Source organism: Treponema denticola (genome assembly GCF_024181605.1).
Taxonomy (GTDB): Bacteria; Spirochaetota; Spirochaetia; order Treponematales; family Treponemataceae; genus Treponema_B; species Treponema_B denticola_B.
In genome coordinates this window covers 941,861-961,303 of record NZ_CP054477.1, presented here as the reverse complement: position 1 = coordinate 961,303, position 19,443 = coordinate 941,861, and the positions used below count along the sequence as shown (strand labels likewise).

The window sequence follows — 19,443 nt, the reverse complement described above, 5'->3', positions numbered from 1 at the left end:
ATTGAACAATTATTACAATATATTTATATATTGTATCTTGTATAATATCAATTGTCAATGTATAATTATAATAATTATGAAAAAAAATCTTAACTATTATTTATTTTTATTTATCACAGCGGCGGTTTTTGTTTTAAATTCCTGTAATTCAACTGAAATTCCGGAATCAAAATTACCTGAAAAAGGAAACAATATAAGCGAACTTGTTTTAAGCTTCTCAGGCGACATTATGGCTCATGATGTCAATTTTAAAATGAAAGACTACAATCGAATTTATGATGATGTCAGGGATATTCTTTTAAATGATGATTTAACTTTTGGAAATGTAGAAACACCGGTCTGTGAGGAAAGGCCGCTTTCAAGCTTTCCATGTTTTAATATACATAAAGATTATTTTAAAGCTGCAATAGATGGGGGATTCGATGTCTTTTCCTTTGCCAATAATCACACCAACGATCAAGGCATTCAGGGAATTGACGGCACAATTAAAAGCTTTAATGCTTTAAAAGAAGAATATAAAAATAAAGAGCTTTTTTCTTCCGGTTTAAAAAACAAAGAAGATGAAGACTTTAAACCTGTCTTAATTGAAAAAAAAGGCTGGAAAATTTTATTTTTATCTATAACGGAACTTGTCAACTCTCACGGCAAATCAAAGCACAGGCTTTATTACTCGGAACCCACAAAGGCAGGAAGGGAAAAACTTCTTTTATCCATAAAAAAAATGAGGGAAGAAAATCCTTGCGATATTTTTATTCTTTCCCTTCATCTAAATGAGGCGGAATACGGCCTTAAGGTTTTAGATAGTAAAAAGACATGGTTTAAGGCTTTGGCCCAAGCAGGAATAGATGTAGTCTGGGCTAATCATCCCCATGTTTTACAGGATTGGGAGCTTTCCGAAGTGGAACTTTTAAATGAAAATTCAGAGGAAGATATTTTTTATGTAAATAAAAAAGAAGGTAAGGAGCAGCCGGCAAAACCGCCTAAGGTTAAAAAAAATGCCTTTTTTATGTACTCTATGGGAAATTTTATTTCGGGTCAAAGGTGGAAGGTGAACTATGCCGATCCGGCCTATTACAGGGAATATACGGGAGACTCAATAATAATGCAGTTACATTTAAAAAAAATAAACGGTATCTTGCAGCCTGAAATAGAGGCAGCCCCTGTTTTAATTACAAACTATAATGAAAAAGATGCCCCCGTAATAAAACGGTTTACCCAAGAATGGATTGAGACCCTTCCCGAAAAAGAAAGGGCCTACTATCTTAAAAGGCTTGAGCTTATGAGGGCTTACTTGCCTAAGCTAAAATAAAAACTTACATTAAGGCCTTATACTTTTCGGCTAAAGCTTTTGCTTTTACGTTTGCAAGACCTCGGTAGCGTTCGGGGTTTGCAAAAAATTCTTCGGGCTTATCAAAGTTAAGCTCTTTTAATCTTTCCGTAACAAGGGCAAAGACCTTTTCTTCGGCTTTTAAGGCTTCATAAAAACTTATCTTTTGATTTTCGGCAGCAAGGGTAATCTTGCGTATTACCTCATGGGCATCGGAAACACCGCATTCCGCCAAAAGAATATAAGCAGGCTCAGCCATAACGCCTCCCCTAACCTTTCCACCTCCCTGTAAGAGGTTTTTAAGCATGTTTTCCCTATCGGCCTGCAAGCCCTTTAAGATTGAATTCATGCGGTTAAAGGCCAAGGCAAGGCCTGTCAGATAATCGGCTATAAACCTCTGACTTGCAGAGTTGGATAAATCTCTTTGGTGCTCCGAGATTTGGTCCATATAAAAACTCATCACGCGTGGAGAAAAGGTCTTCCACAAGCTTTTTACATGCTCGGAGTTCCATGGGTTACGCTTTTGAGGCATGGTGGAAGAGCCTACCTGTGTTGCACTAAAATATTCAAAAACCTCCCCTATCTCGGTTCTTTGCAAATTGCGTAAATCGTCTGCAAGGTTTGCAATTATGCCGAAGGCAATATTGGCTTCAAGAAGGAGGCGGAGCATGTATTCGGGCTCCACAAGCTGATGAGAATATTCGGAAGGCTTTAAGCCGAGATAATCAAGATAGATTTTTTCAAACCTCATAGGCTCGGAAACTATTAAAGAAGCTGCATTATAAGCCCCTACGGCTCCGGCAAATTTTCCGCGTAAATCTTTTACAAGCTCTTCCATTTTTAAAATCGACTTACCCAGACGGGCTACATATTCGGAAACGGCATAGCCGAAGGTAATCGGAACCGCATGCTGACCGTGAGTACGCCCGACCTGAGGCGTTTCAGCCTCTCTTTCAGTTATATCGCAAAGCAAAAGCTCGGTTTTCTTTAAAAGAGGAATTATTACCTTTATGACAGCATCCCTTATCCTCATAGAAAAGGCCGTGTCGAGAATGTCGGCACTGGTAGCCCCAAGGTGAACCAAGGGAGCTGTATTTTCGGGGACTTTTTTCTTTAATACATTTACCAAGGCCCTTATATTGTGCTGGGTCTTATGTTCTTCTTCATAAACTTCGGAAGGATCGATATTTAATGCAATATCATCCAATGTTTTTTCAAGCTCGCTGCTCAGTTTGGGAAGTAAAGAGTCTTTTTTTTCTTCTGAGATTTTAAGATGAGCCTTTACAAGGGCCATTTCGGCCATGGCACAATAAACGATGCCCGCTTCTTCCGATAAAAAAACCGACAGTTCATCATAAAGACCTCCTTGCGGAAGGGAATAACGATGATCTATCGGCGATATATTTTTAAAAATACTTCTTGTTTCCATGTCCGATATAATGACCTAAAGAAGATGTTTAGTCAAGCGGTTTAAAATCCGGCTTATACAAGCTTCATTCATCATAAGAACTAGGGAGTCCCGGTACTGTCTTTGAGCAGTTTTTTAATCTCTTCTAAGTTTTTACATCCATAGAAAGCCTGCTCACCGATTTCGGTAAGATTTTTACAAGCGGAAATATCCAACTTTATTAAACCGGTACAGCCTGAAAAAGCCCATTCACCGATTTCGGTAAGACTAGCAGGCAGACGGACTTCAGTTAAGCCGGTACAACCGTCAAAAGCCCATCCCTCGATTTGGGCAACAGTATCAGGTATGGAAATTTGTGTAATACCTCCGGCTGCACATATAAGTTTTTTCATATTCTTTGTGTATATCACATTATCCTTACTGTAATAGCTTGTGTTTTCCGGGGCGACTACCAGCCTATGTAAATTTCTGCAGGCTGCAAAAGCTCCTTTACCGATTTCGGTAAGCCTTGCAGGTAAACGGACTTCAGTTAAACCTGTACACTCGTCAAAAGCCCAGTAACCGATTTTGGTAAGACTTGCAGGTAAGCGGACTTCAGTTAAGCCGGTACAGCCAAAAAAAGCCCATCTGCCTATGTCGACAAGATTTGTACAGGCAGAAAAGTCGATTTCAGTTAACCCCTTACAGTCGTAAAAAGCATTCTCACCTATTTTTTTAACCTCTGCAGGAAGTATAAGTTTTCCTTGCAGTTTTGTTTTATCGGTAAGTCCGGTGAGCGTGCCGTCTTTATCAATGATTAGTAAGGGCTTTGTGTTTTTCTGTAACTGTTCTTCTAATTCCTTAAGCTTTGCTTGTGCCTCAGTCAGCCCCTGATCCGCAGCTTTACCAAACCATTCGGAAGCTTTTTTATAATCCTTTTTTACTCCTATTCCCTGATAATACAGCCAGCCGAGACTAAACTGGCCTTCGGCATCTCCCTGTTCCGCTGCTTTTCGATGCCAGTAGACGGCTTTTTCATCATTTTGCTCAACTCCAATCCCATTGTGGTACATCCAGCCGAGCTTATTCTGAGCCTTAGCCAGCCCTTGTTCCGCTGCTTTGAAATACCATTCTGCGGCCTGTTCATGATTTTTTGCAAGGCTTAAACCATCAAAGTACATATTTCCAAGGTTAAACTGTGCTTCGGCAAGTTCCTGTTCAGCGGCCTTACGATACCAGTAAACAGCTGACTCATAGCTTTGCTCTATCCCCCGTCCTGTTTTATACATAAAACCAAGATTATTCTGAGCCTCAGAAAGCCCCTGTTCCGCTGCTTTACTATACCAGTAAACGGCTTGTTTATAATTTTGCTCTACACCCAATCCTTCCTTATACATAAAGCCAAGGTTGTTTTGTGCCCAGGCATGTCCCTGTTCGGCTGATTTTTTGTACCAGTAAACGGCTTGCTTATAACTTTGCTCTACACCTTTTCCTTCTACAAACATATCTGCAAGATTGTTCTGAGCTAATATATGACCTTGTTTGGCGGCTTTACGATACCAGTATGCCGCTGTTTCGTAATTTTTCGTTAGGCCCTTACCCTCATAATATAAACCGGCTAGCTTGTTTTGTGATTCGGCAAGTCCTTTTTCAGCCTCTTTCTGCAGTGTCCGTAGTTCATCAGTTTCCTCTGCAGTAAGCGGGCTTATACATAACAGCGGCAGCATACATACAGCTGTCATCATAAGAATCTTTATAATAGCTAATACTTTTTTCTTCGTTTGATTCATTTTATTTTATATCGATATAGAATTTTTTAATGTACCTTATTCTTGCATCTGCTTTATCCCAAAATTTGCTTTCAGGATAGGCTTTAGTCAAGGTTTGATAGGCTTCCAAGGCTTTTTTTACGTTTTTATTCGGTCCGTTTAACTCATATGCTTGACCGCGTAAAAATAAGGCTTCATCCAAACTTACCGAGTAATTTTTAAAAAAATCCTCTGCCGAATTTAGAGCATTTGCTGCATTTCCTTCCGAAATATAGCCCTTTATCATATCCAGCATCTCTGAAGCCGATTTTAAATCTTTTCCGGCTGTTTTTGATTCAGGTTTTTCGGTTACGGTTAAAATATCAGGGGAATCATAAACCTTGGAATTCTCATTTTTTTTAGTAGAAGACTCAGCCTTTAAAGGTGTTCCGGCTGAAACTCTATCTAATGTGTTAGATGAAGATGTATCAGCCTTAACCTTTCCTTTATCCTCACCATATTTATTTTCCTTTTTTAAATCCGGCTTATTTTCCTTCTGAGTGTTTATAGTCCCCTTATAATCGGGTGCTTTAACTATATCGCTCAGTTTTGTTTTTGCTTTTTCGACATGAACGGCAATAGAATCCGAAATAAAATTATCAGAAAAAACATCAAAGTATGAAAAGTTAAGAATATATGTGCCTTCATTTACCGTACCAAAATGAAAAATAGATGTACCGCTTTGAAGTTTTCTTTGTTGATACTTTATGCCTTTTTGTGCAGTGGACTCACCTAAGTATACCCAACCCTCTCCGGGGTATACAACTTCAAGCCTCTGCCCCGTATAAAGCTTTACAGAACGGGAAGCTTTTTCTTCTTTTGAGTCATCAGGTTCGGTACTTGGAAATTCCGAAAAAACGCGGGCAGGCTCACTATCCTTAATTTTTTCTTCGTTCACAAGGTTTTTATCTAAATTATCCGTATTGGAATTATCTTCATTGGATATGCCGGAAACTTCCGGAATAGAAGGTTTTGTTTCTGCAGCTGTAGGAGCTTTATCGGAACTTATTACGGGTTTTTCTGAAGATTCCTTTTTAATTTCAGGCTTAGTAATCTTATTAGGATCATCAGCCGGCTTTATTATTTGTTTTTTATCAGACTTGTTTGTGACGGACTGATGAGATGTTAAAGGCGCCGAATCCTGAGGTTTTTTTTCTTCAGGCTGTTCTAAAGGAGCAGGTTTAATTACAGAAGGTAAATCTAGTTTTGTCTCATTCGATAGGACAGTTTCATTATTTGACGGGGCAGTCTCATTTTCATCCTCCGTATCAACTATAAGCTCCAATGCCGGTTTATCGGCAACAGGCTTAGGATCGGAAACGGATTCTACCGATTTGGCTTCAGGTACTTTCATGGTTATAATCTTTTCGGAATCCTTAACATTTTCAGAATCCTTGGGAGTCTTAGTATCGGATTCCTCACCGGTTTCAGGTTTGGGTTCATTGACCGCAATATCCTCAGTTTTTTTATCTTCGACTAGACTTTCGCCTGCAGTTTTTTTGGTACTTGCACAGGAATTCAAAAAGATAAAAATCAAAAATAACATTAATATAAAACGTATTGACAATTTCATGGAGCCGCCTCCAATATTTTATCGGCAATTTTTTTATTCTGTTTATGCAGTTCCTCCATATCCTCTTCCGTAGGAGGCTCATACCAATAGTCAACCTCTTCTTTCTCCCATATTTTACGCTGTTCCCGTGAAAACTGAATAGGCGGCAGATAAAGAGGTTCATCTATAATTTGCAGTTTATCGGTATCTACCTTACCGGATTTAAAATCGGAATTTTTAGATGATAAAACTGCTTGTTTTGTTTTGGAATGTGATGTATCATCTTTCTTTTGTGAAACTAAAATCAACAAGAGGCTTAAAATTAGGATAAAAATCAAGATACATACAATTATAATAACTGCCTTCCTGTTATTAGAAAAGAAATCTCGAATGTTTTTAAAAATATCAGTTATCTTATTCTTGAGGTCTATCATCGTTTTCTGAAATTTCCTCCTCATCATTTACGGTTTTTATCCTTTTAGGCGGATGAGGCGGAATATAAACTCCTTCCTCAGGCTCAACATCTTCTTCTACAAAGGGCTCATCGACCAAGTCCATAGTTTTTGATTCCAGATCCGATTCATTATCCAGCCTTATGGCTATAACCTTTGAAACACCCGATTCTTCCATGGTAACGCCCAGCATGGCATTTGCACCCAAAACGGTCTTTTTATTATGAGTGATAACAATGTACTGGCTTACATTTGCAAATTCACGAAGAGTAGTAACAAAGCGGGTAACATTTTGCTCATCAAGGGCGGCGTCAATTTCGTCGAGAAGACAGAACGGAGAAGGCTTTACCATATAGGTTGCAAATAAAAGAGCTACCGCCGTCATGGATTTTTCTCCGCCCGATAATAGACTGATATTTTCAAGTTTTTTTCCGGGGGGCTGTGCAAAAATTTCAATTCCCGATTCAAGCACATTTTTCGGATCGGTTAAGCGTATTTCTGCCCTTCCTCCTCCAAAAAGTCTCCTAAACATATTATGAAAATTCTTTTTAATTTTATTATAGGTGTCCAAAAAAAGCTCGGTGGATTCGGCCGTAATCTCGTCCGTAATCCTCTGCAAATCTGCACGGGCCTTATCAAGATCGCTTATATGTTTAGTTAAAAATTCATAGCGTTCTTTAACGCTTTCAAATTCTTCGGGAGCCATAAAGTTTACCCGTCCCAAAGAATCAAGCTTTTGCTTAATCGAAGAAAGACTGTCCCTAAGTTCACTTACGGACGAGGTCAGAGTAAACATCCTCTCTTCAAATTCCATAAGCTCTCTGGAATGTTTTTCTCTAAAATTTTCTTTTGTGTTACGTATGTCGGCTTCAATCCCTGCTAGATCCAAATGGAATTTTTCCAAAAGAGAGTTGGCCTTTGAAAGCTCTGCGGTAAGCTTATCAACCTTTCCCCTCTTACTGGCAAGGTCGGAGTTTTTTATCGAAATTTCATTTTCAAGTTTTTCAAGCTCGGCACTTATCTTTCTTCCCTCATATTCCAAAGAATTTATCTCGCCTTCAAGTTCCGAAATATCTTCTTCCGCTTGCTTTAATTGTTTTTCTTCGGTAAAAAATTCGTTTTCAAGGTCATGAAGTATTTTTTTCTCTGAAGAAAGCTGCCGCTCTAAAAGCTTAACCTGATCTTCGGCATTTTTTGCCTGAGCATCTACCTTTGCCCTGTTTACACGCAAGTCTTCAAGGGTTTTGCGATAGTCGTTTATCTTGACTGAAAGCTCGTTGTTTTCTTCTATCAGAGCGGCAATTTTAGTACGGTTATTTTCGATAGATTGCCTGTTTTCCAAGATAGCGGCATCAACGGCTCTTTTTTTGGTAATAATACCTTCAGGAGCCAAAAACTCGTCAATAAAGCCGGCCGAAGATTTTTTATATTTTTCAAGAGCATTTTGAATTTCATCGCTTATGGATAAAAGTGAAGAAAAACTTTGAACGGAATCTTCTGCGAATTTTTTTACATCATCTGCAGAGTGATTTTCTATCGAGGCAAAGTCGGAAAATATAGCTTTTTTTCCCGTAATTAAAACCTTTAACCGGTTTAAAGCCCCATCCAAGTCTTTTTCGGCTTCCAAGCGATTTGCCGAGGAATAACCTGCCGATCTTAAATTTTTATCAAGTTCGGTAACGATATCTTCGGTTATGGACTTTAATTCAAGCTCCATATCTCCTCTCATATCGTCAAGCCTTTTTATATCGTCTTCAAGTCTTTTTACTTCTTCCTTATTTGAAGTAATCTTATGGCTTGCCAAGTCTATGTTTTTTTCAAAGTCTTCGGCATTTTTTTCTATTGCAGAAACCTGTTTTTTAAACTCAAAAACATCGGCATTTTTTTCTGAAATATCATCCTCAAGGCTTTCAATATTTTCCTTGGTTGAAGAGGTCTTAGCCTCCAGCTGGTTAAGCTTTAGCTTAAGCTCGGAACGGCGTTTATTGTAAATTTGAACCTGCTCCTGCTTACCTTTTTGTTCTATGGCTAGGTTTAGAACCTTTGTCCGGTAAGCATTAAGCTTCTCTTCCATTCCATTTACAATATCCATATTTTCGGAAAGAAGTCCGTGAATACCGTCAATTTGCTCCTGTATGGAATCTCTTTTTTCGGAGGCTTCTTTTAAGCTTTGTTTTTTTGCAGCAAGGCCGTCTACAAAACTTTTTAAGCGTAAAAGCTGAATATCCCTTTCATGTTCAAAAACTGCATCTTTTAACTCACGGTATTTAATCGTTTGTTCAGACTGAATTTTTAAGGTATCATAAGATCTGCGGACTTCGGCCAAAGCAGCTTCAATCTGTTTCATATTTTCTTGAGTTTTTTCCAGCTTTCTTTCCGCATCCTGCCTTTTTACCTTAAATTTCGTTATACCGGCCGCTTCTTCAAAAAGATAACGCCTTTCTTCAGGTTTACTTGAAAGAATCTGGTCGATTTTTCCCTGCTCCATAACGGAATATGCAGCCTTTCCGACACCTGTGTCCCAAAAAAGCTCTCTAATTTCACGCAGTTTTGCCGGCTGGTTATTGATAAAATATTCGCTTTCCCCGGATCGATAAAGCCGCCTCTTTATGGCTATTTCGCTTAAATCTAAACTCAAAAGGCCCTTTTCATTGCTTATAGTCAAAGTTACTTCTGCAATATTAAGCTGATTTCTCTTTTCGGTACCGTTAAAAATAACGTCTTCCATTTTGTCGGCCCGTAAAGTACGGGACGACTGCTCTCCCAACACCCACTTTACGGCATCCACTACGTTACTTTTCCCGCAGCCGTTGGGACCTAGGAGGGCTGTTATACCATCTGCAAATTCAATTTTTACTCTATCGGGAAAGGACTTAAATCCGAAAATTTCAAGACTTTTAAGAAACATAACCCGAACATCCTTTTAACATATACATATAAGAGATTATACAATTTATTTGCTTGTTTGTCATTAGGAATTGAAAAGTTTTTAAGGGATAGAATAGTTTTTCCGATAAGAAGGTATTATGAAAGTGTTGGTTTTTGATAGAAAAATAGAAACGCTCGCCTTTTTGTGTGAAAAACTGGAAAATCATGGAATTACAACTATTGCTGCGGAAAACGGCAGTAAATTTATATGTAATTACTTGAATCCGGAATTGGATGCTATCATTGTAGCAACAAAAGAATTAGCCCATTATAGTTTGAATGAGGCTCGATTGATAAAAAAGATATACAAGGATATTACAATTTGTACTTATTTTCATGAAGATTGCTATAATATAAAAAATATCAATATAGTGAGCTCTTCAGGAATACCTGAAAGCATAAAAGGAAATGAAAAAATCCTCAAAATAATTCTTTCAAAATGTAAAAGAAGACCGGATCTTAATAAGGACTATATTTACAGCCTGCCCAAAAAATCCGGAATCTTGCTAAAACACTTAATTCTAAACAGACAAAAAGGATTAAGTGATGAAGATATAAGCACAATTTTTTGGGGAGAAAAAATTCCTTCAAAACAAAACAGCATCTATAATCATGTTTACAACTTAAAAAAATCTCTCAAAAAAAGTTTTAGCAATAGATATACTATTTTAAAAGCAAACAAGCGTTACAGGCTTATAAAACTAAAAAAAGAGGCTTAACTATCACAGCCAAGCCTCTTCTATAAACTAGGAAATACCTAGAACACCGGCAACACGCTCCAAAACTTTTTTGCGGTCAAGCGGCTTTACGATATAGTTCTTGGCTCCAAGCAAAAGAGCTTTTTTTACAAGCTCTTCTTTTCCCAGAGCACTTATCATAACTACCTTGGCGTTTTTATCGAATGCCATTATCTGCTCCAAAGCAGTCAGACCATCCATTTTAGGCATCGTAATATCCATCGTTACAAGGTCAACATTGGGACATAATTCTTTATATTTCTCAACGCCCTCAAATCCGTCAACAGCGGTAGCAACAACCTCATAACCTTCACTATTCAATATCTGTCCGATTTGCTTTGTAACAAATATGGAATCATCAACAACCAAAATCTTGTAAGGCGTTCCATCCGGTTTTTTGCCTTCAGGGGCTCTCTCGTTAATATTCGGAAAATCTTGTTTCGATATCATAATAAAACTCCTTTAACTTTTTTATACTCGGTCACGAATTGCGACGTTGATTTCTACTTTACCCTGAGGAGCAGTCATCGGAACGATTAATGCCTCAATGTCGTTATTGGATATCTTCATGTTATCGCCCGTAAAAAGAGCCGGAGGAGTTAAGTCAAACTTAAACCCCAAGTCATGAAGCTTTGTTACAGCTTGTGCCGTAATAAGATTAGCCAATTCCGTAATCGTTGCACGAGCAAGCTCATCAAATTCCGACAATTCCTCGTTATTCATTGCAGAGGCAATCTTTAAAGCTGTGTCCAAGGTCATATCGAATATAACCCGGCCCTCAACATCCCCGGCAAGACCTACAATAGCTGCAACACCCATAACCGGCATACAAGTCGATTTTAGGTACAAGTCACCGCGCTTTATATCCTCACTTAAAACTTGTGACAGGATATTGTAAGCAGCTTCGCTAAACGGATTAATATACTCTACACGCATTTATTTCTCCTTATCCTTTATATTTATTCTTTTGTAAAAATTACAATATCACCGGCACTATTTCTCAGCCAGCCGTCCTGCTTAGGCATTGCCTCATTATGTCCCAGAATTATAAGTCCGGAATCCTTCAGTTTTTCCCTAAATTCTTCTATCATTGTTCTCTGAACATTGGGATTTAAGAAAGAAAGCACATCCCTTGCAATAATTATATCTACATCGGGAACGGCATTTTGATGAGTACAATCATGGTACTCAAAAAGAATCATATCCTTTATCTCTTTTGAAAAGGTCAAATTTCCTGAAGCAGTCTTCGTAATATAGGGCTCATAAACACCGGAAGCAATATCATCTGGAACCGAAAGCATAGGAGCATTCGAAATAGCCAACAAATCCGAATCATTTGCATAAATCTTTATATGAGCACGAGGATAACGCATCTTTAATAGAACAGCAAGACTGTATGCTTCATATCCTTGGCCGCATCCTATACACCAAACATTAATTACGGAAGAAGTATTCTCCGGAAGTATTTTATAATAAGCATTTATATAGGCCTCACTCCAAAAACTCTTTGTAAAAGGAGACAAGAAAGACGATAAAAATTCTCCGGCGTCTTTTTCGGATTGAATTTGCAAACTTCCCGAAGGACGAATATCCTTCCACTCTAAATACCTATCTTTAACCCAATTTTCATTAACGGCAGAAATATAGAATTTACCCATAGCGGATAATGTATCGCCTATAAATTTTATATCCAAATTTTCCGAAGATTGGCCGGCTTGAAGCTTTACAGGCTCCTTTATTACACTTGCTGTAACAGTAGACAAATCTTCCTTAACTTCTTCTTTTTGTTGACGCGAAGCAAATATCTTATCTACATCAAGAAGAATATACAGGTGACCTCCGTTTTCTACAACACCGTGAATATACTTAATATTTATATCACCGAAGATAGGATGCGGGGGCTGAATTGTACTGCTGGATACACCCACTACCTTATCAATAAAATCAACTACAACACCGAAGGTCTGATCCTGCACATTTATGATAACCATGCTTTCAGGCTGATTTTTTTTGCGGGCCGGTACCGGAATATTAAAGAAAATACGCAAATCAATTATCGGAATAATATCGCCGCGGAGGTTGTATACTCCCAAAACAAAGGGAGATGTATTTGGCACATAGGTAAAATTTCCGGCCTTTGCTATTTCCTTAACACGCATAATATCTATTGCATAATCCTTACCGGCAAGAGAAAATGTTACCATCTTAAAATCTACAACAATCATCTGCTCATGCAGAGAATCCGCATCTCCGATGCCTACGCCCGTATTTACCTTTAGTTCTTTCATTTCTTCCATAATGTCTTTCCTTAACCTACCAAATTGAAGCCTCGCGGCGCTCCCTAGCCTGCATTTCCTGTTTTAAGCCGAGTTCAAGCAGCTGTGCAACATCTATAATCAACGAAACGGAGCCGTCGCCTAAAATAGAAGCACCGGCAATTCCCGGAGAATTAGTAAACTGGTCCTTCAGGGGCTTTATTACAACAGCCTCTTCACCAATCAGACTGTCTACCATAAGACCTACTTTTTTCTCTTCTGTTCCGACAACAACTATATAATTATAGCCGTCATCATCAGTCTCTGCCGATGTAATACCGAACAGGCGGTTAAGCCTTAAAAGGCTATATACCTCATCGCGGACATTAAAAACTTCATAATTATCTATGCGGTTAATTTCATCAGGTTTTACCCTGTGACTTTCTATAACCGAAGTGATTGGAATCGAGTAAACCTCATCCCCTACCCTGATCAAAAGTCCCTGTATAATGGCCAGCGTCAAGGGAAGTTTTATAATAAAGCGGGTTCCGACATTTGGCTCGGATTCGACCATAACGGTTCCGTTTAATTTTTCTATATGAGTCTTAACTACATCAAGACCTACACCTCGGCCCGATACGCTCGAAATCGTTTTGCTTGTCGAAAAACCGGGAGCAAAAACCAACTGGAAAGCCTCAACATCGGTAAGGCTTTTATTCGGGTGTAAAATTCCTCTTTCAACGGCCTTTTGCTTTACGGCTTCAACATCAATTCCATGGCCGTCATCGGCAACTTCGATAACAATCATATTGCCTTCGTTACTGGCTTTAAGAAGAAGAGTTCCCTGTTCCGATTTTCCAAGCTTTTTGCGTACATCAGGGGATTCTACACCATGATCAAGAGAGTTTCTTACGCAATGCATTATAGGATCAAGCAAGTCTTCAACAACCGATTTATCAAGTTCCGTATCTTCACCTTCAATTACCAACTGAACGTTTTTATTTAAGTCTCTTGAAAGGTCTCGAACCACACGCGGAAAACGGCTGAAAATCTGACTGATGGGAACCATTCGTATTTTCATAACCCCTTCTTGAAGTTCACCTGAAATACGGCCCAAATTTTGAGATGAAGACTTAAACTTTGTAACGGCAGCCTTCATTGAAGAGTCAAAATCTCCGAAAACTTCCAATAGGCTTGAATATTCATTTAAAACATCTTGCTTTATAGAATTGATATCATAACCCTGCTGAATCTTTTCAAGATATTCGGGCATCTTGTCCAATAGTCTTCTCGTTTTATCCTTATAAATTGTGCTGGAATTTTGAAACTTATCGTAAAGCTCTGCAAATTCAATGGTGCTTTGATTTAAAGAAGCCTTAGTTATAACGGTCTCACTTACCAAGTTCAAAAGATAATCTATTCTGTTTGCATCTACACGCAATATGGAACCTGATGATGAGTGACCGCTTCCCTGCGGATTTGTTTGAGCCTGTTTTTTTTCAGGTTTAGAAGGCTGTTCTTTGGATTCTTCAACTGTTTTTTCTTCCGCTTTTTCGGAAACTTTTACCTCAGGAACACCAGCTTCGGGAGTCTTTGCCGGGGCAGGCTGTACAGGCTTGGAACTCGCATGGGCTTCCTCTTTAATTTCAAGTCTTTCGGCACTTGCAGAAAGAGTAACATCTCCTATAAAGGCTGCCTTTTCCAATATTTTGCTGTCCGATGCTGAAGATAAAAAGTAAATTACCGTTTCATGGAATTCGTCTTCATATAAGGCATCAAAATCAGGAACTGTTTTTAAAACACTGCCATAGTCTTTTAATGCAGCAAAAACCTGAATACCGCCTACGGAATTCATTAAATTGGATTCATCAAATTTTACTACAACGGCATATAAGTCCTCACCTTTTTGGATAGTCTCTGCCAATTCAAGAATTTCGTATTCCGAAAAATAATCCTTGACATCCAAACTTGAAGCCGAAGCCTTAACTTTCGGTGCAGAAGGAGGAGCCGATACGGAAGAGACCTTAGGAGCCGAAGCCTTGCTGCTCTTTTTATCGGGCTTTGCAGGGATAAACGATCTTAATTGATTTACAATATCAGACACATCATCCGAGTATACTGAACCTGAAGCCCTGGCATCCAACATAAGCTTAATTATATCTATGGATTTCAGCAGCATATCTACAGTTTCTCCGGTTACCTTAACCGAACCGCTTCTAATCTCATCAAGAAGATCTTCCATTGCGTGAGTAAATTTAGACAACTCTGTCATCTCTACAGTAGCAGAACCGCCCTTTAAAGTATGAGCAGCTCTGAATATCTCATCGACTGCGTTACGATCCTCAGGATTTTGCTCTATAACCAAAACATTGCTTTCAAGTATTTCGACCTGTTGTTCAGCTTCACTGAAAAAATCTTTTAAAAGTTCTTCGTTATTGATATCAAGATAATCACTCATACATACATTCTATACTATTTACAATATTAGTCAAGAAGAAAATTGCTTTTTTTCACTTTTTTTATTTATAAGAGCTTTTTTTTAAACTTAACTAGATTTTTTTTTTAATTTATTGTAAAATATTGGAATATGAGTATCAAAGGCAAAAAAATAAAACTTTTATTGTTCTTCTTTTTAATAAAGACTTCTCTTGTTTTTTCCCAAGGATTTTCAATTCCTCACTTTGAAAACACTAATACTTTTTACGGCTTAACCGGCAAACCATACATAACCGCCGATTCTCTAATACAGCTCAAGCTTAGGATGGAACCGTCTAATAAGTTTTACTTTGATATGAATATTGATGCAAACATTGACAAGCTTATAGATTTTTTTTATCAGGCTCAAGATCCGAAATTCGATGGAAATTTCCGCTTTTTAGGAGCATCCCTTAATTTTCCTAAAATACAAAACCAACCTCTCTCTTTTGCTGTCTTTACCGGTATATATGACACCTTAGGTTCAGACTCCGTTTTACAGGAACACCTTAAAGTAAAGATGCCTGATCCCGAATTCAGACGTTATCATCCCGCTTCGGCTTTCCGCCCGCGCAATTTTGTACAAGGAACCGGATTAGGAATTTATGGAGCTTTTTTTTCCGGTTTTTACCTTGGAACATACCTGACTTGGAATGAAAAATTGGGAGATAATCTTCAGATCAAATCGGATCTTAGAATGGGCGGAGCTTTTGACTTTTTTACCTTTGATTTTTTTGCGGGAGCTTCCTTTCCAAAAAATGTGATAAAAACAAAAATCAGGGCAGGTCTTACAATGCTTTTTCAGGCAGATGACAGCTATGACTTTTTTACCGAGGTAGGTATAGCGGAAATAAAAATCGAAAATATTGATGTTAAAAACTTTACTTCAAATTTCTATGCATCATTTGAAGCAAGAATAAAAAAAGATTTGATAAGATCAAGCATAGCTTGTTTTGTATCTCCTGTTTTTTTACTTCCCAAAAGCATCAATGATCCCTTATTAAAAGATTCTTTTTTTACCGGTTTAAGTGCTGATGTAGGCTTTGGAAATCTTGAAACAAAAAACATGGAAGGCGGGATCCATCTTATGGGAACGGTAAATCCCTTAAAACCCACAATGATAACCCCCTTCTCTTTTTTAATCAGTCCTTTTTATACCATAAGAGCAAACGGCTTTACAGTCGATTTTCGTATACCTGTAAATCCCTTGCTTTATAAAGATATATCAAAAATGATAACGGCACAAATATCAATAAAGGCGGTGTATTAATGAAAAAGATACTGGGTATTTTAGTTTTCTTTACATGCGTGAGGATTTTGTTTTCTCTTGATGTTACGGCATCTATAACTGTGGGAAACACACCTTTTAACTCAAATGGTTATACAGGAAAAATACCTGACTTCGGATTTAAGTTGATTTTAAATGAAGATCTTGGTAAAAATGTAAACGGAAAATTAGCTATTGAAAGACATTTAGGTATAGGAAACATAATTTGGGGAAGAATAGCTTATACAACCGATATGATAAATATCGCAATCGGTCCAACGTTAAGTGTATTTAATGCAGGATTTGACAATAAAAATGTAAGCACAATCTTTCAGCCCGGTTTAGGAACATCCTTATCCTTTAAATTACCGATAGGTTTTTTTACATCATTGGATACGAATTTTTCGATTCCATTAGCATCGGTAAAAACTAAAAACGTATATCTTCAAAACGGGCACTTTGACTTGGGCTGGAGATTTCCAAACATAATTGCATCCATAAAGTTAAGTCAAAAAAACAAAAGTATTGTTGAAAATCCGGAAGAAACACATATTTCAATATCCGATATAGGATTTTATACGGTATCATATTCAAAACCCTCCGGGATAAGAATCCCCTTAAATATAATTTATAGAGTAAACCATTTTCAAAAAACAGGATCACTAAATGAAAAAATAGCCGATATTGTGTTGGAAACAGGGGTAAATCATGCAGTATCAAGCGATATTGAATGGTTTGTTAATTTCGGAGCTTCGGTATTTTCTTTTTCTTTAACAAATGCCGGAAGCCGGGTTAAAAAGTTTTTTTTCAATGCTGAAGCCGGTATTGTGTTAAATTTTAACTAAATGGCATGAGCTTAAATAAAGTTGACATATGACCTAATATGGGTTAATATAAAAACAATAGAAATAAGGAGTTTTTATGAAAGTAGCTATCAACGGATTCGGAAGAATCGGAAGACTTGTTTTTCAAGCCTTGGTAAATCAAAACTTGCTTGGAAAAGACAAATTTGATGTTGTTGCAGTTGTTGACCTTTCAACGGATGCAAAGTATTTTGCCTATCAATTAAAATACGATTCGGTTCAAGGCAAGATGGACGCCAAAATAGGCACTGACGGAGATGATGTCCTTGTAGTAAACGGTCATAAAATTAAATGTATATCGGGAAAGGGATTAACTCCCACACAATTACCGTGGAAGGAACTTGGAATAGATGTTGTAATTGAAAGCACCGGTATTTATACAAATGAAAAGGCCTACGAACATATTGAAGCCGGAGCAAAAAAGGTTATTATTTCCGCTCCAGGAAAAAGCAGCGATCCTTCAAAGCCCATTAAAACCTTTGTTATGGGTGTAAATGAAAATGAATATAAGGCATCAGAGCATCATGTGGTTTCAAATGCAAGCTGTACCACAAACTGCTTGGCTCCTGTTGTGCACGTTCTTCTAAAAGAAGGATTCGGCATTGAAACAGGGCTTATGACGACCATTCATGCCTACACGGCAACTCAAAAGACGGTAGACGGTGTTTCTCTCAAAGATTGGAGAGGCGGACGAGCTGCAGCCGTAAATATTATTCCCTCAACCACAGGCGCTGCAAAAGCTGTAGGAGAAGTTCTTCCGACTACAAAGGGAAAACTGACAGGTATGTCCTTTAGGGTTCCTACCCCCACGGGCTCCGTTGTGGACTTAACAATCCGCACCGAAAAAGATACCTCCATTGAGGAAATCGATAAGGCAATTAAAAAAGCCTCGGAAAGCTATCTAAAGGGTGTTTTAGCCTATTGTGATGAAGAAATAGTTTCTACCGATATTATTCACGATCCTCATTCTTCAATCTATGACAGCAAGGCAACTTTACAAAACAACCTTCCCGGCGAAAAGAGATTCTTTAAACTTGTTTCATGGTATGATAATGAGTGGGGTTATTCCAACAGAGTAATCGATCTGCTTAAATTTATAACAAAGTAAAATTACATTAAGAATTTAAGTAAAAGAAAAAAGCCCTTACAGTTTTTGCTTAAGCTGCAAGGGCTTTTCTTTTAGACAAGCGGCTGACTAAAGGATTTTCAAAGATTATTCCGGCATCTCAAAACCTTCGGGGATTTCGATATTTGAGGAAACGGTCTGAACATCATCATCTTCTTCCAACTTATCGATCATCTTTAAGGCTTTTTGAGTTGTATCGGCATCTAAGGCTACATAGGTATCCGGAACCATTGAAACGGCAGCAGATACGGATTCAAAGCCTTTTTCCTGTAAAGCTTCAAGAACCGAAGCAAAGTCGTTTGGATCGGTTGTTACGGTAATAACACCGTCTTCAGTTGCAATATCTTCGGCTCCTGCCTCAAGAGCAGCTTCCATAATTGCTTCTTCACTGACCACCTCGGCGTCATACTCTATAACACCTTTTCTGTTAAACATATAAGCTACGGAACCTGTTGCACCCAAGTTTCCGCCGCTCTTTGTAAAAATATTTCGAACACTGGCTGCTGTTCTGTTTTTGTTGTCCGTTAAAACTTCAACTAAAACGGCAACCCCGCCGGGGCCGTAACCTTCATACAAAAGCTCCTCATAATTTACAGCTCCAAGCTCTCCTGTACCCTTCTTAATTGCTCTTTCTATGTTGTCTTTAGGCATGTTTGCAGCACGAGCTTTTAAAACAGCCGTTCTAAGTCTTGGGTTAGTAGCCGGATCTCCGCCTCCCATCTTTGCAGCAATTGAAATTTCTTTGATAAATTTAGTAAACAGCTGACCTCTTTTAGCATCAGCTGCGCCCTTGGCATGTTTAATTGTCGCCCATTTACTATGTCCTGACATGAAAACTCCTTACTCTCTTTCTAAAAAAATAGAGTTTAATATTACACAAAAAGACAAAATATGTCAATGGTATGAAAATAAAAAAGCCCGATATGAAATACATATCGGGCTTTAAAAGCAAAGCTTATGGGCGCCTTGCAGCAACACCTTTTTCAATCAGAGCCATGAACTCATGTTCATACCAGTCTTGAGAATAAGGAAAATGTTTGCGGATAACGGGTTTTAATTTAAACTCGATAGCATCTTTGCAAGCTTCGCAGACGTCATATTCGCGGATATGCCAGTAAGTCATTCCTGTAACAGGATTTACCAGCTCTTTTCTACAAATATCACAGTTTAATGTCTTCATAATATACTCCTTACTTTGTTTATATCAATATATATCATTGTAACTTATTTTTCATACTTTGTCGAGTAAAAAAACGATTTTTTTCA

At 38.1% G+C, this 19,443-nt stretch carries 16 protein-coding genes; 5 read left to right on the top strand and 11 right to left on the bottom strand.

Features of this window, described 5'->3' with window-relative positions; genetic code table 11:
- Positions 1 to 76: 76 nt before the first annotated feature.
- Positions 77 to 1,309 (top strand): CapA family protein, encoded by a 1,233-nt coding sequence (locus E4N80_RS04245; RefSeq protein WP_253700637.1) that lies wholly within the window; start codon positions 77 to 79, stop codon positions 1,307 to 1,309.
- Positions 1,310 to 1,313: 4 nt separating this feature from the next.
- Here E4N80_RS04245 and E4N80_RS04240 read toward each other — a convergent pair whose 3' ends face one another.
- The 5 genes from E4N80_RS04240 to E4N80_RS04220 all read right to left on the bottom strand — a co-directional run bounded on the left by E4N80_RS04240 (position 1,314) and on the right by E4N80_RS04220 (position 9,434).
- Entirely contained in the window at positions 1,314 to 2,756 is a 1,443-nt protein-coding gene (locus E4N80_RS04240; protein WP_253700636.1) for a lyase family protein, read from the bottom strand.
- Positions 2,757 to 2,836: 80 nt separating this feature from the next.
- On the bottom strand, positions 2,837 to 4,459 hold the full coding sequence (locus E4N80_RS04235; protein WP_253700635.1) for a leucine-rich repeat protein: 1,623 nt from the start codon (positions 4,457 to 4,459) through the stop codon (positions 2,837 to 2,839).
- Between the two features lie 46 nt (positions 4,460 to 4,505).
- A complete protein-coding gene (locus E4N80_RS04230; protein WP_253700634.1) occupies positions 4,506 to 6,095 on the bottom strand; it encodes a DUF8523 domain-containing protein in 1,590 nt (529 codons plus the stop codon).
- Complete coding sequence (locus E4N80_RS04225; RefSeq protein ID WP_253700633.1) at positions 6,092 to 6,412, bottom strand: hypothetical protein; 321 nt, start codon at positions 6,410 to 6,412, stop codon at positions 6,092 to 6,094. The genes E4N80_RS04230 and E4N80_RS04225 overlap by 4 nt, the downstream gene beginning before the upstream one ends.
- A gap of 76 nt (positions 6,413 to 6,488) precedes the next feature.
- The gene (locus tag E4N80_RS04220) at positions 6,489 to 9,434 is read right to left on the bottom strand and encodes an AAA family ATPase (protein WP_253700632.1); all 2,946 of its coding nucleotides are present in this window, start codon (positions 9,432 to 9,434) and stop codon (positions 6,489 to 6,491) included.
- A gap of 118 nt (positions 9,435 to 9,552) precedes the next feature.
- Here E4N80_RS04220 and E4N80_RS04215 point away from each other — a divergent pair, with 118 nt between their 5' ends.
- Positions 9,553 to 10,173, top strand: coding sequence for a helix-turn-helix domain-containing protein (locus E4N80_RS04215; protein WP_253700631.1), 621 nt, complete (start codon positions 9,553 to 9,555; stop codon positions 10,171 to 10,173).
- Positions 10,174 to 10,200: 27 nt separating this feature from the next.
- On the opposite strand, the gene E4N80_RS04210 is transcribed toward E4N80_RS04215, so the two are convergent.
- From E4N80_RS04210 to E4N80_RS04195, 4 genes are read right to left on the bottom strand one after another with little or no spacing between them, the layout of a single operon-like run.
- The gene (locus E4N80_RS04210; RefSeq protein WP_002668975.1) at positions 10,201 to 10,641 is read right to left on the bottom strand and encodes a response regulator; all 441 of its coding nucleotides are present in this window, start codon (positions 10,639 to 10,641) and stop codon (positions 10,201 to 10,203) included.
- A 21-nt stretch (positions 10,642 to 10,662) separates the two neighbouring features.
- Entirely contained in the window at positions 10,663 to 11,127 is a 465-nt protein-coding gene (locus tag E4N80_RS04205) for a chemotaxis protein CheX (RefSeq protein ID WP_253700630.1), read from the bottom strand.
- 23 nt (positions 11,128 to 11,150) lie between these two features.
- On the bottom strand, positions 11,151 to 12,488 hold the full coding sequence (locus tag E4N80_RS04200) for a CheR family methyltransferase (protein ID WP_253700629.1): 1,338 nt from the start codon (positions 12,486 to 12,488) through the stop codon (positions 11,151 to 11,153).
- A gap of 16 nt (positions 12,489 to 12,504) precedes the next feature.
- Positions 12,505 to 14,904, bottom strand: a complete 2,400-nt coding sequence (locus E4N80_RS04195) for a chemotaxis protein CheA (RefSeq protein WP_253700628.1) — start codon at positions 14,902 to 14,904, stop codon at positions 12,505 to 12,507.
- Positions 14,905 to 15,033: 129 nt separating this feature from the next.
- Here E4N80_RS04195 and E4N80_RS04190 point away from each other — a divergent pair, with 129 nt between their 5' ends.
- From E4N80_RS04190 to gap, 3 genes are all read left to right on the top strand, one after another.
- Positions 15,034 to 16,191, top strand: a complete 1,158-nt coding sequence (locus E4N80_RS04190) for a hypothetical protein (protein ID WP_253700627.1) — start codon at positions 15,034 to 15,036, stop codon at positions 16,189 to 16,191.
- The gene (locus E4N80_RS04185; RefSeq protein WP_253700626.1) at positions 16,191 to 17,033 is read left to right on the top strand and encodes a hypothetical protein; all 843 of its coding nucleotides are present in this window, start codon (positions 16,191 to 16,193) and stop codon (positions 17,031 to 17,033) included. Before E4N80_RS04190 ends, E4N80_RS04185 begins: the two co-directional genes overlap by 1 nt.
- A 76-nt stretch (positions 17,034 to 17,109) precedes the next feature.
- The gene (gene gap, locus E4N80_RS04180) at positions 17,110 to 18,159 is read left to right on the top strand and encodes a type I glyceraldehyde-3-phosphate dehydrogenase (protein WP_253700625.1); all 1,050 of its coding nucleotides are present in this window, start codon (positions 17,110 to 17,112) and stop codon (positions 18,157 to 18,159) included.
- A gap of 105 nt (positions 18,160 to 18,264) precedes the next feature.
- Here the strand turns inward: gap and E4N80_RS04175 are convergent, their stop codons facing one another.
- A complete protein-coding gene (locus E4N80_RS04175; RefSeq protein WP_002668967.1) occupies positions 18,265 to 19,008 on the bottom strand; it encodes a YebC/PmpR family DNA-binding transcriptional regulator in 744 nt (247 codons plus the stop codon).
- 124 nt (positions 19,009 to 19,132) lie between these two features.
- Positions 19,133 to 19,357, bottom strand: a complete 225-nt coding sequence (locus E4N80_RS04170; RefSeq protein ID WP_253700624.1) for a hypothetical protein — start codon at positions 19,355 to 19,357, stop codon at positions 19,133 to 19,135.
- Positions 19,358 to 19,443 lie beyond the last annotated feature (86 nt).